Raw genomic sequence first — 20,562 nt, forward strand, 5'->3', positions numbered from 1 at the left:
GTTTAGGACTCACGGGTGAAGGTGGAGCGGGATTGCACCCGCTCCTACCTGTGTACGGGCTACAGCTTGCCTTCGTCTTCGAAGACTTCGGTCCAGTCTTGGATCAGAAGATCAAGCGCTTCTTGAGCAGTGCCCTGATCCGCAACCACGTAGTCGTGGATGCGTTTCTGCATCGCCAGCAACAGTTCCGCATAAGCAGGCTCCTGCCAGAAATCCTGCACCCCGGCCATTGCTTCCAGGAAGTCACCGGCAAACGGCTGGCTGTCAACGAAACCCGGATCTTCCAGTACGGAGTTATGGGCCGAGTAGCCGCCAAGCTCCCACCATTTGGCCTGGACGTCCGGCTGTGCGAACCACTTGATGTACTCAAGTGCGGCGTCCTGTTTGTCAGAGTAGCTGACAACCGAGATACCTTGTCCGCCCAGTGTCGAACCTGCCTGATTTTGTGGTGGGTTCACGAAGAAGTCGATCTTGTCACCGCCGGTATTGGGATCGGCGTAAAGACCCGGGAAGAACGCAAACCAGTTCATCGCCATGGCGACCTGACCGGACTTAAATGCGTCCAGACTCTCACCCATGTAAGAGTTGGTGTATCCCGGAGGCGTCGCCGTTTCGTAGAATTCCTTGTAGAATTCCAGAGCTTCGACCGCTTCGGGCGAGTTCACGGCGCCTTCCATGTCATAGGAACCCGGCGTGTTTTCGTATTTGAAACCCCAAGGATACAGCGCTCCTGTCACACCCATGGTGATCCCTTCCGAGCCGCGCTCGGTAAAGATGGCTGCGCCATAGACAGTCTTGCCGTCGATCTCACGACCTTGGAAGAACTGCGCGATCTGCAGGAGTTCTTTTTGCGATTGAGGCTCGCGAAGGTCCTGACCCGTCGCCTCTTTGTAAGCGGCTTGGATGTCGGGGTTTTCGAACCAGTCCTTGCGGTAGAACCAGCCATTCGCATCGCCCATCGCTGGCAGCGCGTAGTAGTTCGGCGTGCCCTTGGGCCAGGTCGAGTAGGCATATACGGTGGCCGGCGCGAAATCGTCCATGCTGATGCCTTCAGCATCGAAGAAGTCGTTCAGTTTGACATAGTGGCCATTCTCAGCGCCCCCGCCGATCCACTGGCTGTCACCGATCAACAAGTCGCAGAGCTTGCCCCCGGAGTTCAGCTCGTTCAGCATCCGATCCGCAAAATTTGGCCAGGGAACAAACTCGAAGTTCATCGTGTGACCGGATTCGGCTTCGAATTCCTTTGAAAGCTCAACAAGCGCGTTGGCCGGGTCCCATGCAGCCCAACAAAGCGTCAGATCTTCAGCATTCGCCTTGGTGGAAAGAGTAGTAGCGGCAAGGACTATTGCGCTGGCCGAGGCCAGTTTTGTGTAAGTCATCCATTCCTCCCTTTTTGCGCCGTCAATCGAGGATGTGCGAATCGCGGCATACCTCCAAGGCTATTTGAGGTACGCACATCAAGTCTAGACATTTTTGAGGTTCGTACCTCAAGCGGACGGCGGTTGACGATGAACGCTCCTCTTAGACACTGATTTTATGTGATTTTATTCCGTATCGTCGTTGCGCATGTATTTTCAGCAGTGGGGCATTTAAGGGCCGCACCCGCCAAAATCGGCGCAGCTCACAATCACGGCCATCATGCGGCCAACCGGTTTTTGGCACCCGCTTGTGAAGCTCTAGCGGATTATTCTGTCGATACCTTTGAGGATTGGAGATAGCGTCAAACGGCACGGGTCACTCTGGATCGTGCAAAACTCGGTTGGACAGGTGCAGACGTATGAACACGCTCTCTATCGTCAGATTGAACCGGTACCCAATCAAAGGCTTGAGTGCCGAGCCGATGCAAACCGTGACGCTGCGGGCAGGGGACGGGATCCCGGGTGATCGCCTGTTCGGATTTGCGCGCTACAACTCCGGGTTCGACGCGCAGAACCCTCAGCCACTGCCGAAAGATCGCTTTGTTGTTCTGTTGAATGAGGCCGCGCTGGCGGGTGTTGAGACCAGTTTTGATATTGAGACCCAAGATCTTGAGATCAAAGCGAACGGCAAAACACAAAGCTTCAATATGCGAACACCAGAAGACCGGATGAATGCGGCGAGTTTCTTGTCTTCGGAGATCGGCTTGAAAGATCCCGAATTGCCGGAATTCGTCTCGTCTGCTCCTCATCGGTTTACGGATGTGTCCGTCGTCTCACCAAAAATGATGAACGCGATATCCGTTCTTAATCGCGCGTCGGTGCGAGAGTTGGGTGAAAAACTGAACGCAGAGATCCAGCCAGCGCGCTTCCGCGCGAATATCGAGATAGACGGCTTGCCTTCGTTTTCCGAGTTGGACGCAGTTGGATCGGTTCTGAGATTTGGCGATGTTGAGTTGAAGATACTATCGCGAACGAAAAGGTGTGCGGCCACTGAAGTGAACCCGGATACGGCCGAGCGTGACTTGAAGATACCATATCTTATCAGGCAGTTGATGGGGCACATGGACATGGGGGTCTATGTCGAGGTGACCAAAGGCGGAACCCTAAGTGTCGGCCAAGCTGGGGAATTGCTTGCCTGAATGCCGCCCCTTTAGATTAGCAACCCCGGGAAACCTCTGTTCTATATTCCATTGCGAACCGGGTTTACTATTTTCGGTATTCGCTGGTTCGACCGGGGTAGCAATATCTAGGCAGCGACGTTTCCCCAATAGCCATACTCCAACCATTCTCGGTCTTTGGGATCCAGGTGTGCATCCATCACGGCGTCGTAGTCTGCCAGTTCCTCCGCCGTCAGTTTTCCGCGCCATTTGCCACTCGTTCCGCTGTGAAAAAACTCGGCATCCGACTTGAAGAACCCCTTGCCACCTGAGGGAGCATAGCGTTCTGCTTTGTCCTTCATGTTGTCGAAGGTCGCAGCTTGAACCAATTGATCCATGACTGCCTCTGAATGGGTCGTGCCCAAGATGTCAGCCAGCCTGAAGATCGTTCCTCTCAAGTCTCGGGTCATGTCTGCGTAGTGGAAAAGCGATACGTTCGGCCGGTCGGAAACTGCCGCAGCAGCTTTGTAATGCCGAATGATATGTGCCAGTGGCATCGCATCGGTATCGAACCCTTCCGCCCCGCCGTCCAGAAAACGACGGAATGTGATACCTTCTTCATCGTTCTCGGGATACCAGGTGTCAAACCAGGTCATTGGAATGTTTCTGACGTGCTTGCGAAACGAGAAATGCGCATCGAGGGGATGACGAAAAACACAGATGTACTGTGCTTGATCATCCAGAGGTAACCCATCCATAGGTGTGTGGCTTTTCATGCTGCGCCGATGCTGCATGGCTTCGAGCCGCTCTGCGACTTCAGGCATTTCTCGGATTCGGATGTCTACCCAAGGCATCTTCACGGACAACTCCGTTTCAACTTCGGGATCACCAGAAAACAACAGCGATACGATGGTTTGCATCCAGGTCGTGCCGCATTTCGGAGGTGTCACCACGAACACATCGTCGGGGCGGATGCGAACCATATCCCAGCGTCTATTGTCGGTCAGGGGGCCAAGGTAGAGCTTTCGGTTTTTCACGTCTAAAAACTCCTCCGTGCGAATTGGTTCAGGAAAAGTGGAATGAATGTGAAAGGCGACTGATTCTCATGGCAGAAAGCCCAAAAAAGCCTGTTGCTGCCTTGTTGAGTTAGGCCGGCAACAGAGTGAGAGCGGTGCAGCACCTATACGTTATTCCAACGACCGCTCAGGGGTCTGTCCAGAAAGCAGCGCTCAATGCCCGCAAAACGGAACCAAGTCGCCGTTCATCCTTTCCCTTGGACTGCGCCGGTCTTCAGTCCAAGGGGATGACTTACCAGTCTGAATTCGACAAACAGTTGTCCGTGAATTCAGACTGGCGAACACAGCTCACGGCGTCCCGTTGGTGCTATTGGTTCCCGGCGCGGCTCGTGAGTTCCTCCATAACGTTGTCGAGGTTGAAACTGCCGGGTTTTTGCCTTGGCGGAAATTCCTCGAAGCTTTGCAGCCATTGCCCAACGTAGGCGGCGGCTGGCGCTATCGCGAACATATGCTCGAGGAACCAGCGCTGGTATCCCATGGCGTTCTCTTCTTCGGCTCGCTCGAACGGATCGCTGCGGAGGTTTGCCAGCATCGGTGCGCGCAAGACTTCAAACGGTGAGAGCCATACATCAAGCCCATGAGCATTCTGCTTCAGGAATGTTACCTTGTACTGTTCGTATCGCAAGGCGGCGACGCTGCCATCATCGGTCCAATAGATGAACTCACTGCGCGGCCACTCATCAGTTTCACCCGAGAGCGACGGTAGAAGATTGTAGCCGTCCAGATGGGCCTTGTATTGGCGGCCGATGGCTTCAACGCCACCATCGAGCAACCGTTCTTTGATGTCTGGCTCACCGACCGCAGCCAGAATGGTAGGCAACATATCCGTATGCGATACTACGCCATTGACCTTCGATCCCGGCTCGATAACACCCGGCCACTTGATGACCGTTGGGACGCGATAGCCACCTTCCCATTGTGTGTTCTTCTCACCGCGGAAGGGTGTCGTGCCGCCATCCGGCCACGTGAACGTCTCCGCTCCGTTGTCGGTTGAATACATTACGACGGTGTTTTCGGCGATTCCGAGCTCATCAAGTTTATCAAGCAGTACACCGACATGCCCATCATGCTCGACCATGCCGTCAGGATAAACTCCAAGTCCCGTCACTCCCTCGGATTCTTCCTTCAGATGCGTAAAAATGTGCATGCGGGTGGAGTTCCACCAAAGGAAGAAAGGTTTGTCCTGTTCAACGGCTCTATCCATGAAATCCAGCGCGCTGGCCGTGACTTCTTCGTCAACGGTTTCCATGCGCTTTTTCGTAAGCGGCCCCGTATCCTCGATCGAGCCATCAGCGGTCGACTTGATCACCCCGCGCGGGCCGAAGTTTTCCCTGAAGGCTTCATCCTTGGGGTAGTCAGGGTTTTCGGGCTCTTCTTCTGCGTTGAGATGGTAAAGGTTTCCGAAAAACTCGTCGAAACCATGGTTTGTGGGTAGGTGCTCGTCACGGTCACCCAAATGGTTTTTGCCGAACTGGCCAGTCATGTAACCGTGGTTTTTGAGCAGCCCGGCGATGGTTGGGTCTTCGACGGGCATGCCCTCGGGCGCGCCTGGAAGGCCGACCTTGGTCAGGCCCGTGCGGATGGGAGATTGTCCTGTGATAAAGGCCGCTCGCCCTGCGGTGCAGGACTGCTCTCCGTACCAATCAGTAAACAACGCGCCTTCTTTGGCTATGCGGTCGATGTTGGGTGTCTGATACCCCATCATGCCATGGTTGTAGGCACTGATATTCCAAAATCCAATGTCATCTCCCCAAATAATCAGGAAGTTCATGGGGGGATCATCTTGTGCGGAAACGGTTGTGGCAGCTGCAGCAAACAAGGCCGCCATTATGGTTGATCTTGTTTTGTTTTTCATTTTCGTCCTCCCAAAATTTTTTGTTAATACCGAGTAACCTACCACAAAATCGGCGGTTTTGTCGGGGTACTTGCGGTTTTCAGTATTTCGGGCGGAAACGCGCAAGTGATCCAAGACACCCAATCGACTTTGTTGGCTTTGCTTTATGAGCCGGCCGAAACTTTTCCCCGCGCTTCAAGGCGTGGTTGATAAAGACGAGTTGCGTCGAAACTCGGATTCACGCCAATACGGTTTCTGGAGCACGTCTTCTGCTTTGGGCGCAAAGAAGGCACCTGCTAAACGTTGTTTGGGTGTGTGTTTAGTAAGTCTGCCGGTCGTTCCGGCACAATCGATCCCGTGCGTTGGCGACCGAAAAGCGCCGCGCACCGTTGATCAGCCCGGCCGCCTCGGACGTCGGTGCTGCTGCCGTCTATCCTTTGGCTTACCGCCGGCTTCGGAACATGGGCGTTTGGGTTCCTTGACAGACGCAGTATGGCGACCTGCGTGCCTCGGCCCCCTTGCCGTCGGAACGCCCAAACCTGCTGCGGGATATGATCCGCCGAAACCGATTTCAGCGGATCAAGTGCAGTCGTCAGCTGGTGATTTCTTGCACCTTCATGACCAGTTCGTTCCAGTTTCTCTGGTTCTCGATATCATGCTCGAGCCCTTGTTCATCGGCAATTCGAAATCGCTTGACCGCCGGCGTCTTGCTTGTCGCCTGGTACAGCCAATAGGCCTCGGCTCTCAACGCCTCGGAAATAGGTTTGTCGATGGATTCGTAGACCATCTGCTTGCACGCGTTGATGGATTCGGCGGGGAACTGGGCAATGCGCTTGGCCAGCGCATCGACATAGGGACCGATCTCGTCGGGGTCCAGCGCCTTGTTGATGGTGCCCATGCGCTCGGCATCGTCGGCATCGTAGTCCTGCGCACTCAGGATGATTTCCAATGCCCGGCCAAGTCCGGTTTGGCGCGCCATGCGAGAAGCTCCGCCGCCGCAGGGCAGGATACCCATGCCAACTTCCATCTGCATGAACTTGAACTTCCCGCGTGCCGCAAAACGCATGTCCAGCGCGAGTGCGAGTTCGTGTCCGCCGCCACGGGCAAAGCCTTCAAGCTTTGCGATTGTTGCCTGCGGGACCTTGCTCAGCCGTTCGCAAACGGACTGCAGGTCCAGCAGCTGGGCGTCTTCCCGCGAGACGGCCTCGGTCGAAAGATCCTTGAGCAACTCGGTATCGTAGTGACAGACCCAGATTTCGGGGTTCGCCGACTGGAAGATCACCACTTTGGTTTCCCGGTCCCGCTCCAGCCGCATCGCAAGGCTGTTGAGGTCGGCCAGCATCTCTTGGCCCTGAACATTGACCGCTCCGAAGTTGAACGTCACGGTGGCGATTGCATTCTCGACCGCGACGTCAAAGGTCTGGAAGTTTTCGTATTTCATTGGACAGTCCTCTCCTGTTCTCGCCATCAAAGATGCGAGGGTTTGCATGGATTGGCAGGGCGCGGGAATGCGCCCGGCTTAGCCGTATTGGCGGGTAGTGTCTTGAATGGCCTTCATGACGTCGGCTGCGTGTTCGGACTTCAGCGCCGCGGGGTGCGGGTCTGCAAATGTACCGCCGTCATTGTCGAAATAGGCGCCCGACGCCTGCGCGAACCGATCGCTAAGTGCGGCGTCGATCAGGATGTCGGCGCCGATGTTGAGGTCGTTGCCGGCGACTCCGAAACCGTCTTTGACCATTTTGGAGGCCAGCAATGAACCCGGATTGACCGCAATCAACGCCGGTCCAGCGGGTAGGGCGCGGGCCTGTTCGCGCGTCCATATCGTGATTGCCAACTTGCTTTGCGCATATGCGCTCATATCGGCCAACCGCGTTTTGCCGGTTAACGCATCCACATCCACAGGGGCCTGGGCGGCCGAGGACAGGTTCACGACGCGGCCAGCCTTGGGAATGATCGGAAGCAGAAGTTCGGTCAGCAGATAAGGCGCGAGCGTGTTGACGACGAAGCGGATATCGAGACCGTTTTCGAGAGTGGTCTGCGGAGCCTTCAGGACGCCGGCGTTGTTGATCAGCACATCCAGTCGGTCGTGATTGGATCGGATGGCCTCCGCCAACGACCTCACGGCTGATAGGTCGGACAGATCGGCGCTGTAGGTTTCCGACTGCCCTCCAACCTCCAGGGCGGCTGCCTCCAACTTTGTAGTGTTCCGCCCGTGCAACAGAACACGGTGACCGTCAGCCGCCAGCTTCTTGGCGGTGAGCAGTCCGATACCGTCGGTTGCGCCTGTGATCAGAATGGTTTTGGTCATGTGATCAGTTCCTTATGAGAATTCCGGCAGGATCGTATCTGCCAGGCGTTTGAGTGTCGGTTCGATGGCAGCCTCGTTGAAACGCAGATTCAGGGCGACGTGATTCATCCCAACCTCACGGATTTCAGCCAAGTAGCGGTGCAGGAAATTCGAACCCGACTGGAACCCCAGATGTATGGGACGTGCGGGGGCATTTGGGTCCTCCAGCAAGTCGACATAGAGCGACTGCATCACCGGTTTGTCCGGTTGCCCCAGTGCTTTCAGACGGTTCCGGTAATCTGCCACCGCGCGCCCCTGCGATGCCGCATCGCGCGGATAGGTCATCCACCCATCGCCGTTTTCAGCCACCCAATCCGGGGATTGCCGACTGCCGCCCGTGATCAACAGCGGCAGGCGCGATCCCGAGGGTTTCGGCACGAGGTCAATGTCGCCGGACAGATGTCCCTGCAGGCTTTCGTGCTTGGGATAGGGTGTTGCCGTTGCACGGATATAGTCGACACTGTCGCGGAACCGCTCACCGCGATCGGGGAAGGATTGACGCATTGCCGGATACTCTTCCGGTCGATCGCCAGACGCCACACCCAACAGCAGACGGCCATCGGACAAAACATCCGCCGACGCGGCTGCCTTTGCCACATGGGCCGGATGGCGCAGCGGCAAAACGATGCTGGCGGTCCCCAGGGCAATGCGATCCGTTGCGGTCGCCAGTGCACCCAGATAGACAAACGGGTCAAAGATCTGGCCGGGGTCCCCGAAACTTGGAACATTGAACGGCACGTCGCGCAGCCAAAGCGCGGCAAAGCCCAGAGACTCGGCCAATTGCGCGGCCTTCATGTGGCCCTTCATCGTGGGCTCGGATCCCACCGGGTAGGCCTCGAGCGGCAATACCAGCCCTAGCGTCAGCTGATCTGGCCGAAAAACCTGACCGTAGGCCTTGTTGATCGGGGCAAAGGACAGGTTTTGTTTTTTGTCCAACATGATGGTTCCTTGCTCAGTACCGCACCAAAGTGCGGGTCTCGATGCTCTTCCGGATGGTGTTGACGGTCGGGTCCTCGACCATATCGAGCGCGCTGTGCGCGACGGAAGGCAACCCCTGAATGTCGTAGATGTTGAAAACAGCGATTTCATCCAGGCTCATTCGAGACAGATAGACCCAGTCATGGCTTGCATTCCCGACAAGCCCCATGATCTGCCCTTTGCGGTCAGGATAGATCAGGTCAAGCAGGATCCAGTCTTTGGGGTCGACGGACGAAGGACGGACGAACCCCAGCGGCGCGCTGTTGATCGGGTGATCGACCGGCCGCCAGAGATTGACAAAGGCATAGTGCCCTTTGCTCCACTCGGCCGCCCGCTCGGCGCCAAGCAAATCCTCCAGCCGTTGCCGAGCACCGTCCGCGCTGTAATCGCTGTGGACATTGCGCGCGGCCTTGCGCGTGGCCTTTGGGTCGTCCACGCGCAAGGTATGGTCAAAGATCACGACCTCGCGGACGCCGATCTTTGTGGTCAGCAGTTGAGCCAGCTCGTGTTCGTAGGTCCGTTTCCACTGATCCCCGGAAAAATCGCGGATGGCACTGGGCGCATTCAGAAACTCGACGCCGTCGGGCTCAAAGCGCAGGGGCCGCCCGGATGTCCGCATATCCGTCAGATTCACCTGTGTCGGCAACAGTTCGGGCGAAATCAGGTTGCCGACAATGCCGCCGGCGTCCAGTTGGAACGCCTGCCGTTCAGGTTTGTGAACGTGATAGTTTACGATACCGGTTCGTTGCATCTGTACCCTCACTGAATTGCGGATGACGCAGCCCCTGGCTTTATCGACGTTGGCTCAGAACCAGTTCACGGTTTCGGCCATCGGGCGGCGGGTCTTGGGGAATTGCGGATCACTGGCGCGATACCCAAAGGCAAACATCACCGCGGGTTTCCATTTCGAGGTATCTACCCCGAAATGATCGGCCAGAGTCTGGGTGGTGAGTTCCATGTCAAACCCTTCGATGGGGCAGGAATCGATACCCATCAAAGCAGCGGTCGTCATCATGTTGGCCAGAACGATATAGGCCTGTTTGCCGGACCAGTCGGTGATCTCGCGTTCAGTGGTGATGCGATGGTCGGTTGACTGGAACTTTCCATAAGCACCGTTGAACAATTCGATGACGTCCTCGGGCAGTTGTTTGACCTTGCGATAGTGGTCCTGCAGATAATCAGACCCAGCGGTCATGGTTGCCGCAGTGCTGGCCAGAATGATGCCAAAATGGCTGGCTGTCCCCAGCTGGCCGGAGCTGCCGTTCATCATGCCATTGGCGCCCCATGAAAACTCGCGCAAAAGCTCGCGTTTGTCGGGCGATTGGATGACCAGAATCTTGAACGGCTCGTGCCCGAAAGAGGTGGGCGACAGGCGGCCAGCCTCAAGGATGGTTTCGAAATCGGCGTCGCTGATCTTTCGGTCGGGATCAAAGACCTTTGTTGCGTGCCGGAAATTGAAGGCTTCGAGGATCTGTAACTGAACGTTCGGGCGAACGGACATTTGTGGCTCCATTTGGTTTGTCTTCCGTGGAGCCAGAAATATCACTTGAGAAATCCGATGAAACAGCAGATATCAGGTTTCAGTTTTCGGATTTTGCGTATAATAGGCTTATGGACACACAGGCGCTTCGGCTTTTCGTGCTTGCAGCGGACAAGCTGAACATATCGGCCGCCGGGCGCGAACTGGGGTTGGTGCCCGCAGTCTCGAGCGCCCGACTTGCCAAGCTGGAGCATCAGTTGGGTGTCGAGTTGCTGCACCGCTCGACCCGGAAAGTATCGCTGTCTCTGGAGGGCGCCGAGTTTCTACCTTATGCGCGCGAAATTCTGGCGCAGGAGAATGCGGCCTTGGCCGCTTTGGGGCAGGGGTCGGCCCAAGCCACCGGCACTTTGCGGTTTACTGCGCCCAGCACATTTGCCCAGCTCTACATTGCTCCAATCCTTGCAAAGTTTCAGGAACAGCATCCGGGTGTGACCCTGGACCTGCGATTGTCGGATGCTCAGTTTGATCTGATCGAAGGCAGCTATGATCTTGCTTTGCGGAACGCACCGCTGATCGATACCAGCCTCAAGGGGCGCAAGCTGGCGGATGACAAACGCATCCTTTGCGCGGCACCGGATTACCTATCGGCCCACGGAGAGCCCGAGACGCCGGATGATCTGGCGCATCATCGGCTGATTGCATTTCGCCACACCCGGGCCCGGGCGCTGAAAACTGCCCGGGGGGCCGTCGCAAGCTTCGATCCCGGAGCCACGAAATGTCCATTGATCATGGATGACGGTCTCAGCCAGAAGCTGGCCACCGTGGCAGGTGCGGGGATCTCGATGAACTCACTGTGGAGCGTTCAGGAGGAGCTTGCCTCGGGCAGGTTGCGTCATGTCCTTCCCGAATATGAGGCGGCGGAAGACAACGTGCTGTGGCTGATCTATCCAAAGTCGAACGTATTGTCGCCAAAGGTGCGGGTCTTCATGGATTTTCTGATCACCGAGATCGGCGTGAAGCCGCCGTGGGAAAGACCACCGGACTGATCGATTGCGCCCAGTTGCTTCGGGCTAGCGCAGCAAAGGCCCGATTAGCCGTTCTGAAAGTAGAACGACAGCTTCCGGCTGACCCCGCCCGGAGGTCTCGGGAAGGGCGATGCGCGACGGACCTGTTCCTTGGCGGCCCTGTCGACCTCGGTCGAGCCGGAACTGTCGATGATCTCGACCCAGGCCAGTGTTCCGTCCGGGTTGATTTCAAAGAAGACTTTGGCAAAGCCGCGAACCGAGACATAGACCGGCGGAGTTCTGTTGAGGTGGACAAGAACCTGCCCGGCATAATTGGTGACATTCGAGTTGCCGGGGCCTCGACCGCCGGACTGATTGGAGTTGCCCCCGCGGGTAAATGCGTCGACCCCCTGTCGGCGATAGGTCGTCAGCGGCGAGTCGATCTGCTTGTTGGGAAATCGCAGGTTGTCAAAACTGTCCAGCCGGCTGGCCCGTTGGTCGGGCGCAGGGGCCGGTGCAGGGGTGCGGTCCGGAAGACGCGGCCGGATCGATGTCGCAACCGCCAGATCCGAGGTGCCGTCGTCGGTGTCGCTTTCGACCGGTTGCTGCTCCTCCGCCGGCACTGAGGGCTCCGGTATCGGTGAGGGGGCAGGCAGGGCAGCGAGTTGCTCCGGCTCTGAAATCGGGGCCTCTATGGGTTCAACCGGTGCTTCGGGCGCCGCTGCGGACTGCGATTCGGCTTGGACGGGCGGTGTTTCGTCGACCTCATCAGCGGCCTGCCGATCACCTTCGGCCGAGTCCGCCGGCTCAACGATTTCCGGAACGGGCTGATCAGGCTGCACCGGGTTGGTTTGTCCGATATCAGGCGAGTTGACCTTTTGCGGATCCGACGAGGCGACCAGTGTTTCGCTGACGGGTATTTCGGCCCGGTCCGGCTCTGTCGGCTGTTCGACTTCGGGCTCGGGCTCTTCTGCGGGGGTCGGCGGCTCAGGCGGGGTCGCGGTTTCCGCCAGATCCTCGAACGCGTTGCCCAAGGCAACCGTGTCCGGTTGCGATCCGGCCGTCGCAGGTTCCGCAGGGTCCCGCGCAGCAGGCAGCAGCAGAAAAAGGTGGAACAGCACCGAAAGCACAACGGCCAGCGCCGCGACAAACAGAGATTCCCGGATCATTCGAGCGCCCGTTCGGTCACCGCAAAGACTGCGGTGGCGCCGAGACGGCGCAAAGCGCCGGTGACTTCGATCAGGCGTGCCCCGGAAACGTTCCGGTCAGGCACGATCCGCACGGGTTCCTCGCCACGAATGGTCATGTAGGTCTGCGGATCCGTCGGTGTTCCGCGAAAGCTGAGCGTCCCGTCAGCGTGAAGAACCAGTGCATCGGGTGGTTCGCGGCCATCCAGATCGGATGTGTTGACCAGCTCCAAGTCCGGGTCCAACGGTTGAGCAACGGTTCCGGCGATCAAAAAGAAGATCAGCATCAGAAAGACCACGTTGATCAACGGAATGGTCGAGTCGCGCTTGCGGCTTGGGCGGTCGTGGCGGATCATGGCGTCACTCCAGAACCGTTACCGACAGACCGTCGAGGCCGCGCAGTTTCACCAGAAAGTCAACAAGCCGTTGGGCGGTGACGTCGCCGTCAAGGCTGACCAGCACCTGCCCGGGCTGCAGTGCCTGTGCCAATTCATCCAGCGAGAGCGGAGCTCCGTTCAGCACCACGCGGTCCGCCCCCAATTGCACAAAAGCGCGATCCGACGGGGCGCTGGGCTCCGATGGACCCGCGGCAGCGCTGCTGAGTTGAATTTCTCCGAATGTCGAAAAGGTCGACGTCAGCATGAAGAACAGCAAAAGCAGAAAAATCACGTCGATGAGCGGTGTCATCGACATGGCGCGCCGAACAAATGGGGCAGCGTTACGCATGTCCCGGCGCGGCGACAAACGCGGTGCTTGTAGCTGCTGTCGGCAGCGCCTGGGTCGGTACGAGGATCGTGCGCAAGGCCTTGTCTGCGAATACCCGCTCGCGCGCGGTGCGGCTTTCGAACCAGGACAGGACCATGGATGTGGGCATCGCAACCGCCAGACCCACCGCCGTCGTCACCAGCGCAACCCAGATCCCACCTGCCAGCAACGACGGATCCACACCGGCCCCGGCCGTCTGCAGGCTTTGGAAGGCTTCGATCATGCCCAGAACCGTGCCGAACAACCCCAGCAAGGGGGCCAACTGCGCGACTGTATCCAAAAGCCGGAACCCACGCTCGAGCCCGGCCAACGCCAGGCCGGCTTCGGCGTCCAGCCGCTCGTCCAGCCCCGCCGTATCCGGGGCGTTCATTGCCGCACCCACGATCGGGGCAAGGTAACTGCTGCTGGCGGCCAGACGCTCGCGCGCAGTGTCGTGGTCTCCGGCATCCCAGGCCGCCAATGCCTGGGACAGCACCCGATGGCGGCCGACGCCACAGGCCGCAAACTGCCAGAGCTTGTAGATCGAAACCGCTACGGTCAGGATCGACATCACAAGAAGGATCGCCACTACTGGCCCGCCCAGTGCAAGAATCTGGCCAAGCGCGTTGAAGATGTTCATCCCAAAAGCTCCATTTCCAAGCGGCTGGTCACCGAAAGGGTCGAATTGCAAAGATCACTCTCGGAACCGCCGGTCATGCAGGAACTGGCTCCGTTTATCAGAACGCGCCCGACCGTTGCGCATGGCCTGTCTGGCAGGTCGAACTGGCGCACACGCGGGCGGTCCTGCGGCAAATCCCTAAAATCGAACAATGACAGTTTGATCACCGAACCCTGCGTGTCGAAGATCACGGTTTCGAAAACGGCTTTGTCGATCGCCCGTCCGGTTTCGTTGGTGATCAGGAATGACAGCCGACAGGCCTGCCCCACATCCTGCGCCGCGTTGAGTTCCAGTGACAACCCGGCGCCATCGGCGTCAGACGATTGCGCATTGGCCGCAAGGGGGAGGGCTGACCATGCGATAAGGGCGGGTAAAAGGTGACGCAGTTTCAATGATAGAACCTCATTCTGAACACGTGGTACCTGCAGCCCGCCAAGCAGTGCTGGCGCCGTGCCTGTAATAACTTAGACCGGCAGTACGGGGAAGGGTTGGTGGGGGCTTTGTGATCGTTCGTCAGGCGAAACCTCGCCAATACTTTTGTAGGTCCGCGAGGGTCGCTCAGGTTTCGACAAGGTATCTGTCCGACAGAGGCAGGCTGGCTGCCCCCAGGGCGCGGGCATCCGGACCAACCGACCCGGCCAGAACCGAGGGCTGCTCGAGCCCGGTAAAGTTCAGCCGGGAGAGATGCGTCTCGACGCGTTCGATCAAGCGCGCGGTAACGCTCTCGGGCATCCAGCCGTCGATTTTCACCGTTTCAAAGTCGATCAGGCTGCAGGAAGACAGGATCGCATAGGCCAGACCTTTCGCGGCCTCGTCCATCCATGCCTCTAGAAGCATATCCGGCATGTCCCAACGGTCCGGGGTCTCCCACATGTGGAAGGGATCCAGGCCTGCGGCGACAAGCTTCTGCTCAAGCACGCAAAGGCTGGCGACATCGATCAGGGGTTTGACCGCGCCCGAGCCGACGGGAACCGGCAACGGACCCAAGGCGCCTGCATTCCCGCGCCCGGAAAAAATGACGCCGTTGAGGACGACACCCCCGCCAATGAAGTAGCCCATGTAGAAATACAGAAAGTTCCGCGGTCTTTCGGACGGCCCGAAGACCAACTCTGCCCCGCAAGCCGCGGTGGCGTCATTCTGCAAATAGACCGGGATGTTTCGCGCTAGGGAAAGACTGGCCTGCAGATCGGCCGAGCGCCATGGATCCATCTTTTCTTGTGGGACATTCAGGGTCTGCGCCCAGTCCCAGAGATAGAAGGGCATCGCAATGCCCAACCCGGCAACCCGGTCACGCGACGCTGTCGGCATCTGGTGTATCATCCGGTCCAATGTGCCGGTGGCGAAATCCAATGTCGCGCCGGGGGTGGGATAGTCATAGGTCTCTCGCGCGCGATCCCGTACTTTGCCTAGGAAATCGGTCAATACCAGCTCGGTGCTGCGGCGGCCGACTTTCAGCCCTAGGAAATAGGCCCCATCCGGATTCAGGCGCATTGGCACCGAGGGTTGCCCAACCTTGCCACGTTGTGGCTCGCCCCGCAGCAGCAACCCATCGCTTTCCAGTTGGCGCATGATCACCGAGACAGTCTGCGCCGACAATCCGGTCATGCGGGCCAGCTCCGATTTGGCGAGCGCTTGGTGCCGGCGGACCAGTGACAGCACCAGTCGTTCGTTGTGGGCGCGCATGCCACTTTGGTTCGTCCCACGCACGGTCGAAACGCGCTCGGGCGGATTGCTCTGCGCTGATTGTTCCTCGGGCACGGGCCGCTCCTCCTACGATCAAGAATGTGGATGCGCCTACCCAGTGTCAATAATAAATAAGAGTGATTTATTTATTGACAGAACCTGAGAATCACCGGATGGTTTTACATATGGGAGCCGGCAGAATTCCGTCCGGACTCCTTAGATGCCCATCGGGTATCGGAGATATTGGGAGGAAAAGCCTTGAAGATTTCAGCATTCGCTGGCGCGACCGCGCTGGCCCTTACAGCCATGGCAGGCGCTGCCGCCGCGCAGGACACGGTCTGCCTGATCACCAAAACCGACACCAACCCCTTCTTCGTGAAGATGAAAGAGGGTGCCACAGCCAAGGCCGAAGAGCTGGGCATGACGCTCAAGGCGTTCGCCGGCAAGATCGACGGCGACCATGAAACTCAGGTGCAGGCGATCGAGACCTGCATTCTGGACGGCGCCAAGGGTATCCTGTTGACCGCATCCGATACATCGTCGATCGTTCCGGCCGTCCAGCAGGCGCGCGACGCCGGTGTGCTGGTCATCGCGCTGGATACACCGCTCGAACCGATCGACTCGGCGGATGCGACTTTTGCAACCGACAACTTTCTGGCGGGCGAGCTGATCGGGAAATGGGCCGCAGCCACGCTGGGAGACGAAGCCCAGAACGCGAAGATCGCCATGCTGGATCTGGCAGTCAGCCAGCCTTCGGTCGGGGTGCTGCGCGACCAGGGATTCCTGCAGGGCTTCGGCATTGACTTGGGCGACCCGAACAAATGGGGCGACGAGACCGACCCGCGCATCGTAGGCCATGACGTCACCGCCGGGAACGAAGAGGGTGGCCGCAAGGCCATGGAGAACCTTCTGGCCAAGGATCCGATGGTCAACGTGGTCTATACGATCAACGAACCGGCTGCCGCCGGTGCGTATGAGGCGCTCAAGGCCATCGGCCGCGAAAACGATGTGCTGATCGTTTCGGTCGACGGCGGCTGCCCCGGTGTGCAGAACGTGGCCGACGGTGTGATCGGCGCAACCTCGCAGCAATACCCGCTGCTGATGGCGTCGCTTGGCGTCGAGGCGGTCAAGAAATGGGCCGACGAGGGCGTGAAGCCCGAGAACACGCCCGGCAAGGACTTCTATGACACCGGTGTTGCGCTGGTGACGGACAAGCCGGCCGATGGCGTCGAGTCGATCTCGGTCAAAGAGGGCATGGACCTCTGCTGGGGCTGATCTGATCCCTTCAGGGGCCGCACCGCGCGGCCCCTGAATTGAACCACGACCTCACCCGAAATTTTGCTAGAGTCGCCCCAAGACGGGAGCTTGACGCATGGGGGAACCTCACTGATGTCCGACACATCGAGACAGTCCGACGATTTCGAAGCCGCGGCCAAAGGCAGTCCGGAACAAGTTGCCGAATTCGAAGATCACCACCGCGGGTTCATGGGGACGGTCCAACACTTTCTGCATGTGAACCCTTCGCTGGTGCCGCTGATCGTTTTGGTCGCGGCGATCTTGATTTTCGGCGCCTTGCTGGGCGCCAAGTTCTTTTCACCTTTCGCACTGACCCTGATCCTGCAGCAAGTGCAGATCGTCGGCATCGTGGCCGCCGCCCAGAGCCTGGTGATCCTGACCGCCGGGATCGATCTGAGCGTGGGCGCGATCATGGTCATGTCCTCGGTGGTGATGGGCCAGTTCACCTTCCGCTATGGGCTGCCGCCCACGGTGGCGATCCTGTGCGGTCTGGCCATCGGGACCGCCATCGGCGCGGTGAATGGGTTTCTGGTCAGCCGGGTCAAGCTGCCGCCCTTCATCGTGACGCTGGGCATGTGGCAGATCGTTCTGGCCGCCAACTTCCTGTATTCACAGAACGAAACCATCCGGTCGCAGGAAATCGAGGCCAACGCCCCGATCCTTCAGCTGTTCGGCGCCAAGTTCAATGTCGGTGGGGCTGTGTTCACGGTCGGGGTGATCTTCATGCTGGTGCTGATCCTGATGCTGGCCTATGCGCTGCGGCATACCGCGTGGGGGCGCCATGTCTATGCCGTGGGCGACGACCCCGAGGCCGCCGAGCTGTCGGGCGTCAACGTGCATCGCACGCTGATGTCGGTCTACATGCTGTCGGGGCTGATCTGCGCCTTTGCCGGCTGGGCGCTGATCGGGCGCATCGGCTCGGTCTCGCCCACCTCGGGGCAGTTGGCCAACATCGAAAGCATCACCGCCGTCGTGATCGGAGGCATTTCTTTGTTCGGGGGGCGCGGGTCGATCCTGGGCTCGTTGTTCGGGGCGCTGATCGTCGGCGTGTTTACCCTGGGCCTGCGGTTGTTGGGCGCGGATGCGCAGTGGACCTTCCTTCTTATCGGTATGCTGATCATCGCCGCCGTGGCCGTGGACCAGTGGATCAGAAAGGTAGCAGCGTGATGGAACCCATTCTCAAAGGGCGCGATCTGGTCAAACGCTATGGCAAGGTCACGGCGCTGGATCACTGCGATTTCGACCTTATGCCGGGCGAAATCTTGGCCGTGATCGGCGACAACGGCGCGGGTAAATCGACCTTAATCAAGGCGGTTTCCGGTGCCGTCGCCCCGGATGAGGGCGAGATCTGGCTGGAAGGGCGCAAGGTCGATTTCCACTCGCCCATAGACGCGCGCGAAGCCGGGATCGAAACGGTCTATCAGACGTTGGCCATGTCGCCCGCCCTGTCGATCACCGACAACATGTTCATGGGGCGCGAGATCCGGCGCAAGGGGCCTTTGGGCTCAGTATTCCGGATGCTCGACCGCCCTGCGATGGAGAAGTTCGCCCGCGACAAGCTGAACGAACTGGGGCTGATGACGATCCAGAACATCAACCAGGCGGTCGAGACCCTGTCCGGGGGACAACGTCAGGGCGTGGCCGTGGCCCGTGCGGCGGCGTTCGGGTCCAAAGTCATCATCCTTGATGAACCCACCGCGGCGCTTGGCGTTAAGGAAAGCCGGCGGGTTCTGGAACTGATCCAGGACGTGAAATCCCGTGGCATTCCGATCATTCTGATCAGCCACAACATGCCCCATGTGTTCGAAGTGGCCGACCGCATCCATGTGCATCGACTTGGCAAGCGGCTTTGCGTGATCGACCCCAAAGACTACACCATGTCCGATGCCGTGGCCTTCATGACGGGCGCCAAAGAACCGCCGGAACAGGATCGCGCGGCATGACGACCGAAGGGTCATCGCCGCAGGCGCTGGCCGAGCGGATCGCCGAAGCCGTGGCCGGGCTGGCGGGCGGTGAAACCCGCCAGCTTGTCGCCGTGGCCGGGCCGCCGGGTGCGGGGAAATCCACCGTGGCCGCGCTTGCACAACAGGCGCTGCAGGTGCGCGGCATTCCGACCGGTCTGCTGTCGATGGATGGTTTCCACTATGACAACCAAATCCTGACGGCGCGCGATCTGCTGCCGCGCAAGGGCGCGCCCGAGACATTCGATCTGCCGGGCTTTCACGCCTTGTTGCGCCGACTTCAGGCCGAAGACGAGGTCGCCGTGCCCGAGTTCGACCGCGTGCTCGACAAATCCATCGCAGCCTGTTCGTTCGTGACCCGCGACCAGCGGGTGGTGATCGTCGAGGGGAACTATCTGCTGCTGGGCGAACTGGGGTGGCGCGATCTGCGCGCCCACTGGGCGCTGACCGTGTTTCTGGACGTGCCCCTGCCGACGCTGGAGGCGCGCTTGCTGGACCGTTGGATCGGGCTGGGCCTGCCTCGCGACGAAGCCGAGCGCCGAGCCTTCGCCAATGACATTCCCAACGCCCGACGCGTGGTGCAGAACTCGGGCGCTGCCGACCTGGTGCTGCGTTAGCCCAGCGCCTTGTACATGTAGGTGGTGGGTTCGAACACGGGTTCGAACGGGTTGCGACAATAGCCGGGAATCTCTCCGGCGGTTTCGAATCCCAGGCTTTGATACAGGATGCGCGACGGGTCGGTGCTGCGCGTGTCCAGCACCAACAGGGTTCGGCCAAGTTCGGCGGCGCGCTCTTGCAGGGCGCCCATCAAGGCGCGGCCCAGCCCGCGCCGCCTTGCGTCGGGATGCACCAGCAGCTTGGCCACATCGGCGCGGTGCGGCTGGTTGGGCATCGCAGCCGGAATCAGCTGAACCGTCCCTTGGATGCGTCCGTCAACATAGGCTACGAAAAGATCCAGCTCTCCGGCTGACAGCCCGGGGCGCACGCGCTCCTGCCAATAGGCGCGCGCGGCGTCACGGGAAAACGGCAGAATGAACCCGATGCTGGCGCCGGTATGCACGCAGCCATGCAGGATATCCGCCAGATCCTCCACCGCTTGGTCAAAAGTCGCTTTGGAAAGGCGTGTAATCATATCAGCACCAGAATGTAGCGGGCGCCGCGGGACGCCTCGGTTTCAAAACGGGTCGCGCCTGACAGATGATAGCGGAGGCAATCACCCCCGTTTAGCACATGGGACGTTCCATCAACGGTCAGGGTCAGTGCGCCGTCCAGCACGATCAAGTGATGTTCCTGCCCGGGACGAGGTGGTGCGTCATAGGTGATCGTGGTGCCAGGAGGGAGGTGACACTCCAGAACCTCGCCCGTCAGCCCCGCCGAGGGGGGCGAAACCGACCGGCGCGTGAACCCGGTTTCGGGGTCGCGCCATTCGATCTGCCGTTCGAACGGAACCTTGGGGTCGAAGCTGTCCTCGACCATCATCAACAGGCGCGACATCGGCAGGCCGTAGGCTGCGCACAATCGGCCAAGATTCTCGGCCGTCGGGCTGACCTCGGCCTTCTCCATGCGCGACAGGGTGGCCCGACTGACACCGCTGGCCTGCGCGAGTTGTTCAAGTGACCAGTCCCGACTGCGGCGCAGGTCGCTCAGATGGCGCGCGAGGCGGCTGGACAGGTTGTCTAGCATTTCTCATATCCGGGAATCAGTTTCGATAATGAGAAAATTAGCAGAAATAAATAAAATAAAAAGGGGCGCCCGTTCCGCGCCCCTTCAACTGCTCG

General features: G+C 59.2%; 22 protein-coding genes. 6 read left to right on the forward strand and 16 right to left on the reverse strand.

Annotated elements, in window-relative coordinates; translation table 11 throughout:
- Positions 1-59 precede the first annotated feature (59 nt).
- Positions 60-1,379, reverse strand: a complete 1,320-nt coding sequence (locus tag AC2FNL_RS07535) for an ABC transporter substrate-binding protein (protein WP_093965439.1) — start codon at positions 1,377-1,379, stop codon at positions 60-62.
- 398 nt (positions 1,380-1,777) lie between these two features.
- Here AC2FNL_RS07535 and AC2FNL_RS07540 point away from each other — a divergent pair, with 398 nt between their 5' ends.
- Positions 1,778-2,557, forward strand: a complete 780-nt coding sequence (locus AC2FNL_RS07540; protein ID WP_496833002.1) for an MOSC domain-containing protein — start codon at positions 1,778-1,780, stop codon at positions 2,555-2,557.
- A gap of 107 nt (positions 2,558-2,664) precedes the next feature.
- On the opposite strand, the gene AC2FNL_RS07545 is transcribed toward AC2FNL_RS07540, so the two are convergent.
- The 7 genes from AC2FNL_RS07545 to AC2FNL_RS07575 all read right to left on the reverse strand — a co-directional run bounded on the left by AC2FNL_RS07545 (position 2,665) and on the right by AC2FNL_RS07575 (position 10,251).
- Positions 2,665-3,552, reverse strand: a complete 888-nt coding sequence (locus tag AC2FNL_RS07545) for a sulfotransferase domain-containing protein (RefSeq protein ID WP_496833003.1) — start codon at positions 3,550-3,552, stop codon at positions 2,665-2,667.
- Positions 3,553-3,898: 346 nt separating this feature from the next.
- Entirely contained in the window at positions 3,899-5,446 is a 1,548-nt protein-coding gene (locus AC2FNL_RS07550) for an arylsulfatase (RefSeq protein ID WP_496833004.1), read from the reverse strand.
- Positions 5,447-6,017: 571 nt separating this feature from the next.
- Positions 6,018-6,866 (reverse strand): enoyl-CoA hydratase/isomerase family protein, encoded by an 849-nt coding sequence (locus AC2FNL_RS07555; RefSeq protein ID WP_496833005.1) that lies wholly within the window; start codon positions 6,864-6,866, stop codon positions 6,018-6,020.
- Between the two features lie 78 nt (positions 6,867-6,944).
- On the reverse strand, positions 6,945-7,733 hold the full coding sequence (locus AC2FNL_RS07560) for an SDR family NAD(P)-dependent oxidoreductase (protein WP_496833006.1): 789 nt from the start codon (positions 7,731-7,733) through the stop codon (positions 6,945-6,947).
- Positions 7,734-7,745: 12 nt separating this feature from the next.
- The gene (locus AC2FNL_RS07565) at positions 7,746-8,711 is read right to left on the reverse strand and encodes an LLM class oxidoreductase (protein ID WP_496833007.1); all 966 of its coding nucleotides are present in this window, start codon (positions 8,709-8,711) and stop codon (positions 7,746-7,748) included.
- A 13-nt stretch (positions 8,712-8,724) separates the two neighbouring features.
- Complete coding sequence (locus AC2FNL_RS07570) at positions 8,725-9,501, reverse strand: CmcJ/NvfI family oxidoreductase (RefSeq protein WP_496833008.1); 777 nt, start codon at positions 9,499-9,501, stop codon at positions 8,725-8,727.
- Positions 9,502-9,555: 54 nt separating this feature from the next.
- On the reverse strand, positions 9,556-10,251 hold the full coding sequence (locus tag AC2FNL_RS07575; protein WP_496833009.1) for an NAD(P)H-dependent oxidoreductase: 696 nt from the start codon (positions 10,249-10,251) through the stop codon (positions 9,556-9,558).
- Positions 10,252-10,361: 110 nt separating this feature from the next.
- Between AC2FNL_RS07575 and AC2FNL_RS07580 the strand changes: the two genes are divergently transcribed.
- Positions 10,362-11,276 carry a LysR family transcriptional regulator gene (locus AC2FNL_RS07580; protein ID WP_093965450.1) on the forward strand — a complete coding sequence of 305 codons (915 nt, stop codon included), beginning with the start codon at positions 10,362-10,364 and terminating at the stop codon, positions 11,274-11,276.
- 44 nt (positions 11,277-11,320) lie between these two features.
- On the opposite strand, the gene AC2FNL_RS07585 is transcribed toward AC2FNL_RS07580, so the two are convergent.
- The 6 genes from AC2FNL_RS07585 to AC2FNL_RS07610 form a co-directional block, all read right to left on the reverse strand.
- A complete protein-coding gene (locus AC2FNL_RS07585) occupies positions 11,321-12,403 on the reverse strand; it encodes an energy transducer TonB family protein (RefSeq protein WP_496833010.1) in 1,083 nt (360 codons plus the stop codon).
- A complete protein-coding gene (locus AC2FNL_RS07590; protein WP_170342891.1) occupies positions 12,400-12,777 on the reverse strand; it encodes an ExbD/TolR family protein in 378 nt (125 codons plus the stop codon). Before AC2FNL_RS07590 ends, AC2FNL_RS07585 begins: the two co-directional genes overlap by 4 nt.
- Before the next feature lie 4 nt (positions 12,778-12,781).
- Entirely contained in the window at positions 12,782-13,108 is a 327-nt protein-coding gene (locus AC2FNL_RS07595; protein ID WP_170436458.1) for an ExbD/TolR family protein, read from the reverse strand.
- A gap of 31 nt (positions 13,109-13,139) precedes the next feature.
- Positions 13,140-13,805: a MotA/TolQ/ExbB proton channel family protein gene (locus AC2FNL_RS07600; RefSeq protein WP_093965455.1), complete on the reverse strand. Its 666-nt coding sequence runs from the start codon at positions 13,803-13,805 to the stop codon at positions 13,140-13,142.
- Complete coding sequence (locus tag AC2FNL_RS07605; RefSeq protein ID WP_496833011.1) at positions 13,802-14,143, reverse strand: hypothetical protein; 342 nt, start codon at positions 14,141-14,143, stop codon at positions 13,802-13,804. The genes AC2FNL_RS07600 and AC2FNL_RS07605 overlap by 4 nt, the downstream gene beginning before the upstream one ends.
- A gap of 259 nt (positions 14,144-14,402) precedes the next feature.
- Positions 14,403-15,527 carry an ROK family transcriptional regulator gene (locus AC2FNL_RS07610; RefSeq protein ID WP_496833031.1) on the reverse strand — a complete coding sequence of 375 codons (1,125 nt, stop codon included), beginning with the start codon at positions 15,525-15,527 and terminating at the stop codon, positions 14,403-14,405.
- A gap of 306 nt (positions 15,528-15,833) precedes the next feature.
- Between AC2FNL_RS07610 and AC2FNL_RS07615 the strand changes: the two genes are divergently transcribed.
- The 4 genes from AC2FNL_RS07615 (at position 15,834) to AC2FNL_RS07630 (ending at position 19,401) form a co-directional block, all read left to right on the forward strand.
- The gene (locus AC2FNL_RS07615; RefSeq protein WP_093965461.1) at positions 15,834-16,802 is read left to right on the forward strand and encodes a sugar ABC transporter substrate-binding protein; all 969 of its coding nucleotides are present in this window, start codon (positions 15,834-15,836) and stop codon (positions 16,800-16,802) included.
- A 114-nt stretch (positions 16,803-16,916) separates the two neighbouring features.
- Complete coding sequence (locus AC2FNL_RS07620) at positions 16,917-17,990, forward strand: ABC transporter permease (protein WP_496833012.1); 1,074 nt, start codon at positions 16,917-16,919, stop codon at positions 17,988-17,990.
- Positions 17,990-18,766 carry an ATP-binding cassette domain-containing protein gene (locus AC2FNL_RS07625; protein ID WP_496833013.1) on the forward strand — a complete coding sequence of 259 codons (777 nt, stop codon included), beginning with the start codon at positions 17,990-17,992 and terminating at the stop codon, positions 18,764-18,766. The genes AC2FNL_RS07620 and AC2FNL_RS07625 overlap by 1 nt, the downstream gene beginning before the upstream one ends.
- Positions 18,763-19,401: an AAA family ATPase gene (locus tag AC2FNL_RS07630; protein WP_496833014.1), complete on the forward strand. Its 639-nt coding sequence runs from the start codon at positions 18,763-18,765 to the stop codon at positions 19,399-19,401. Before AC2FNL_RS07625 ends, AC2FNL_RS07630 begins: the two co-directional genes overlap by 4 nt.
- Here the strand turns inward: AC2FNL_RS07630 and AC2FNL_RS07635 are convergent.
- Both AC2FNL_RS07635 and AC2FNL_RS07640 read right to left on the reverse strand, forming a co-directional pair.
- A complete protein-coding gene (locus AC2FNL_RS07635) occupies positions 19,398-19,916 on the reverse strand; it encodes a GNAT family N-acetyltransferase (RefSeq protein ID WP_496833015.1) in 519 nt (172 codons plus the stop codon). The genes AC2FNL_RS07630 and AC2FNL_RS07635 overlap by 4 nt on opposite strands.
- Entirely contained in the window at positions 19,913-20,467 is a 555-nt protein-coding gene (locus AC2FNL_RS07640; RefSeq protein ID WP_496833016.1) for a helix-turn-helix domain-containing protein, read from the reverse strand. Before AC2FNL_RS07640 ends, AC2FNL_RS07635 begins: the two co-directional genes overlap by 4 nt.
- Positions 20,468-20,562: the final 95 nt, after the last annotated feature.

This window comes from Ruegeria sp. CRTD044 (assembly GCF_059613485.1).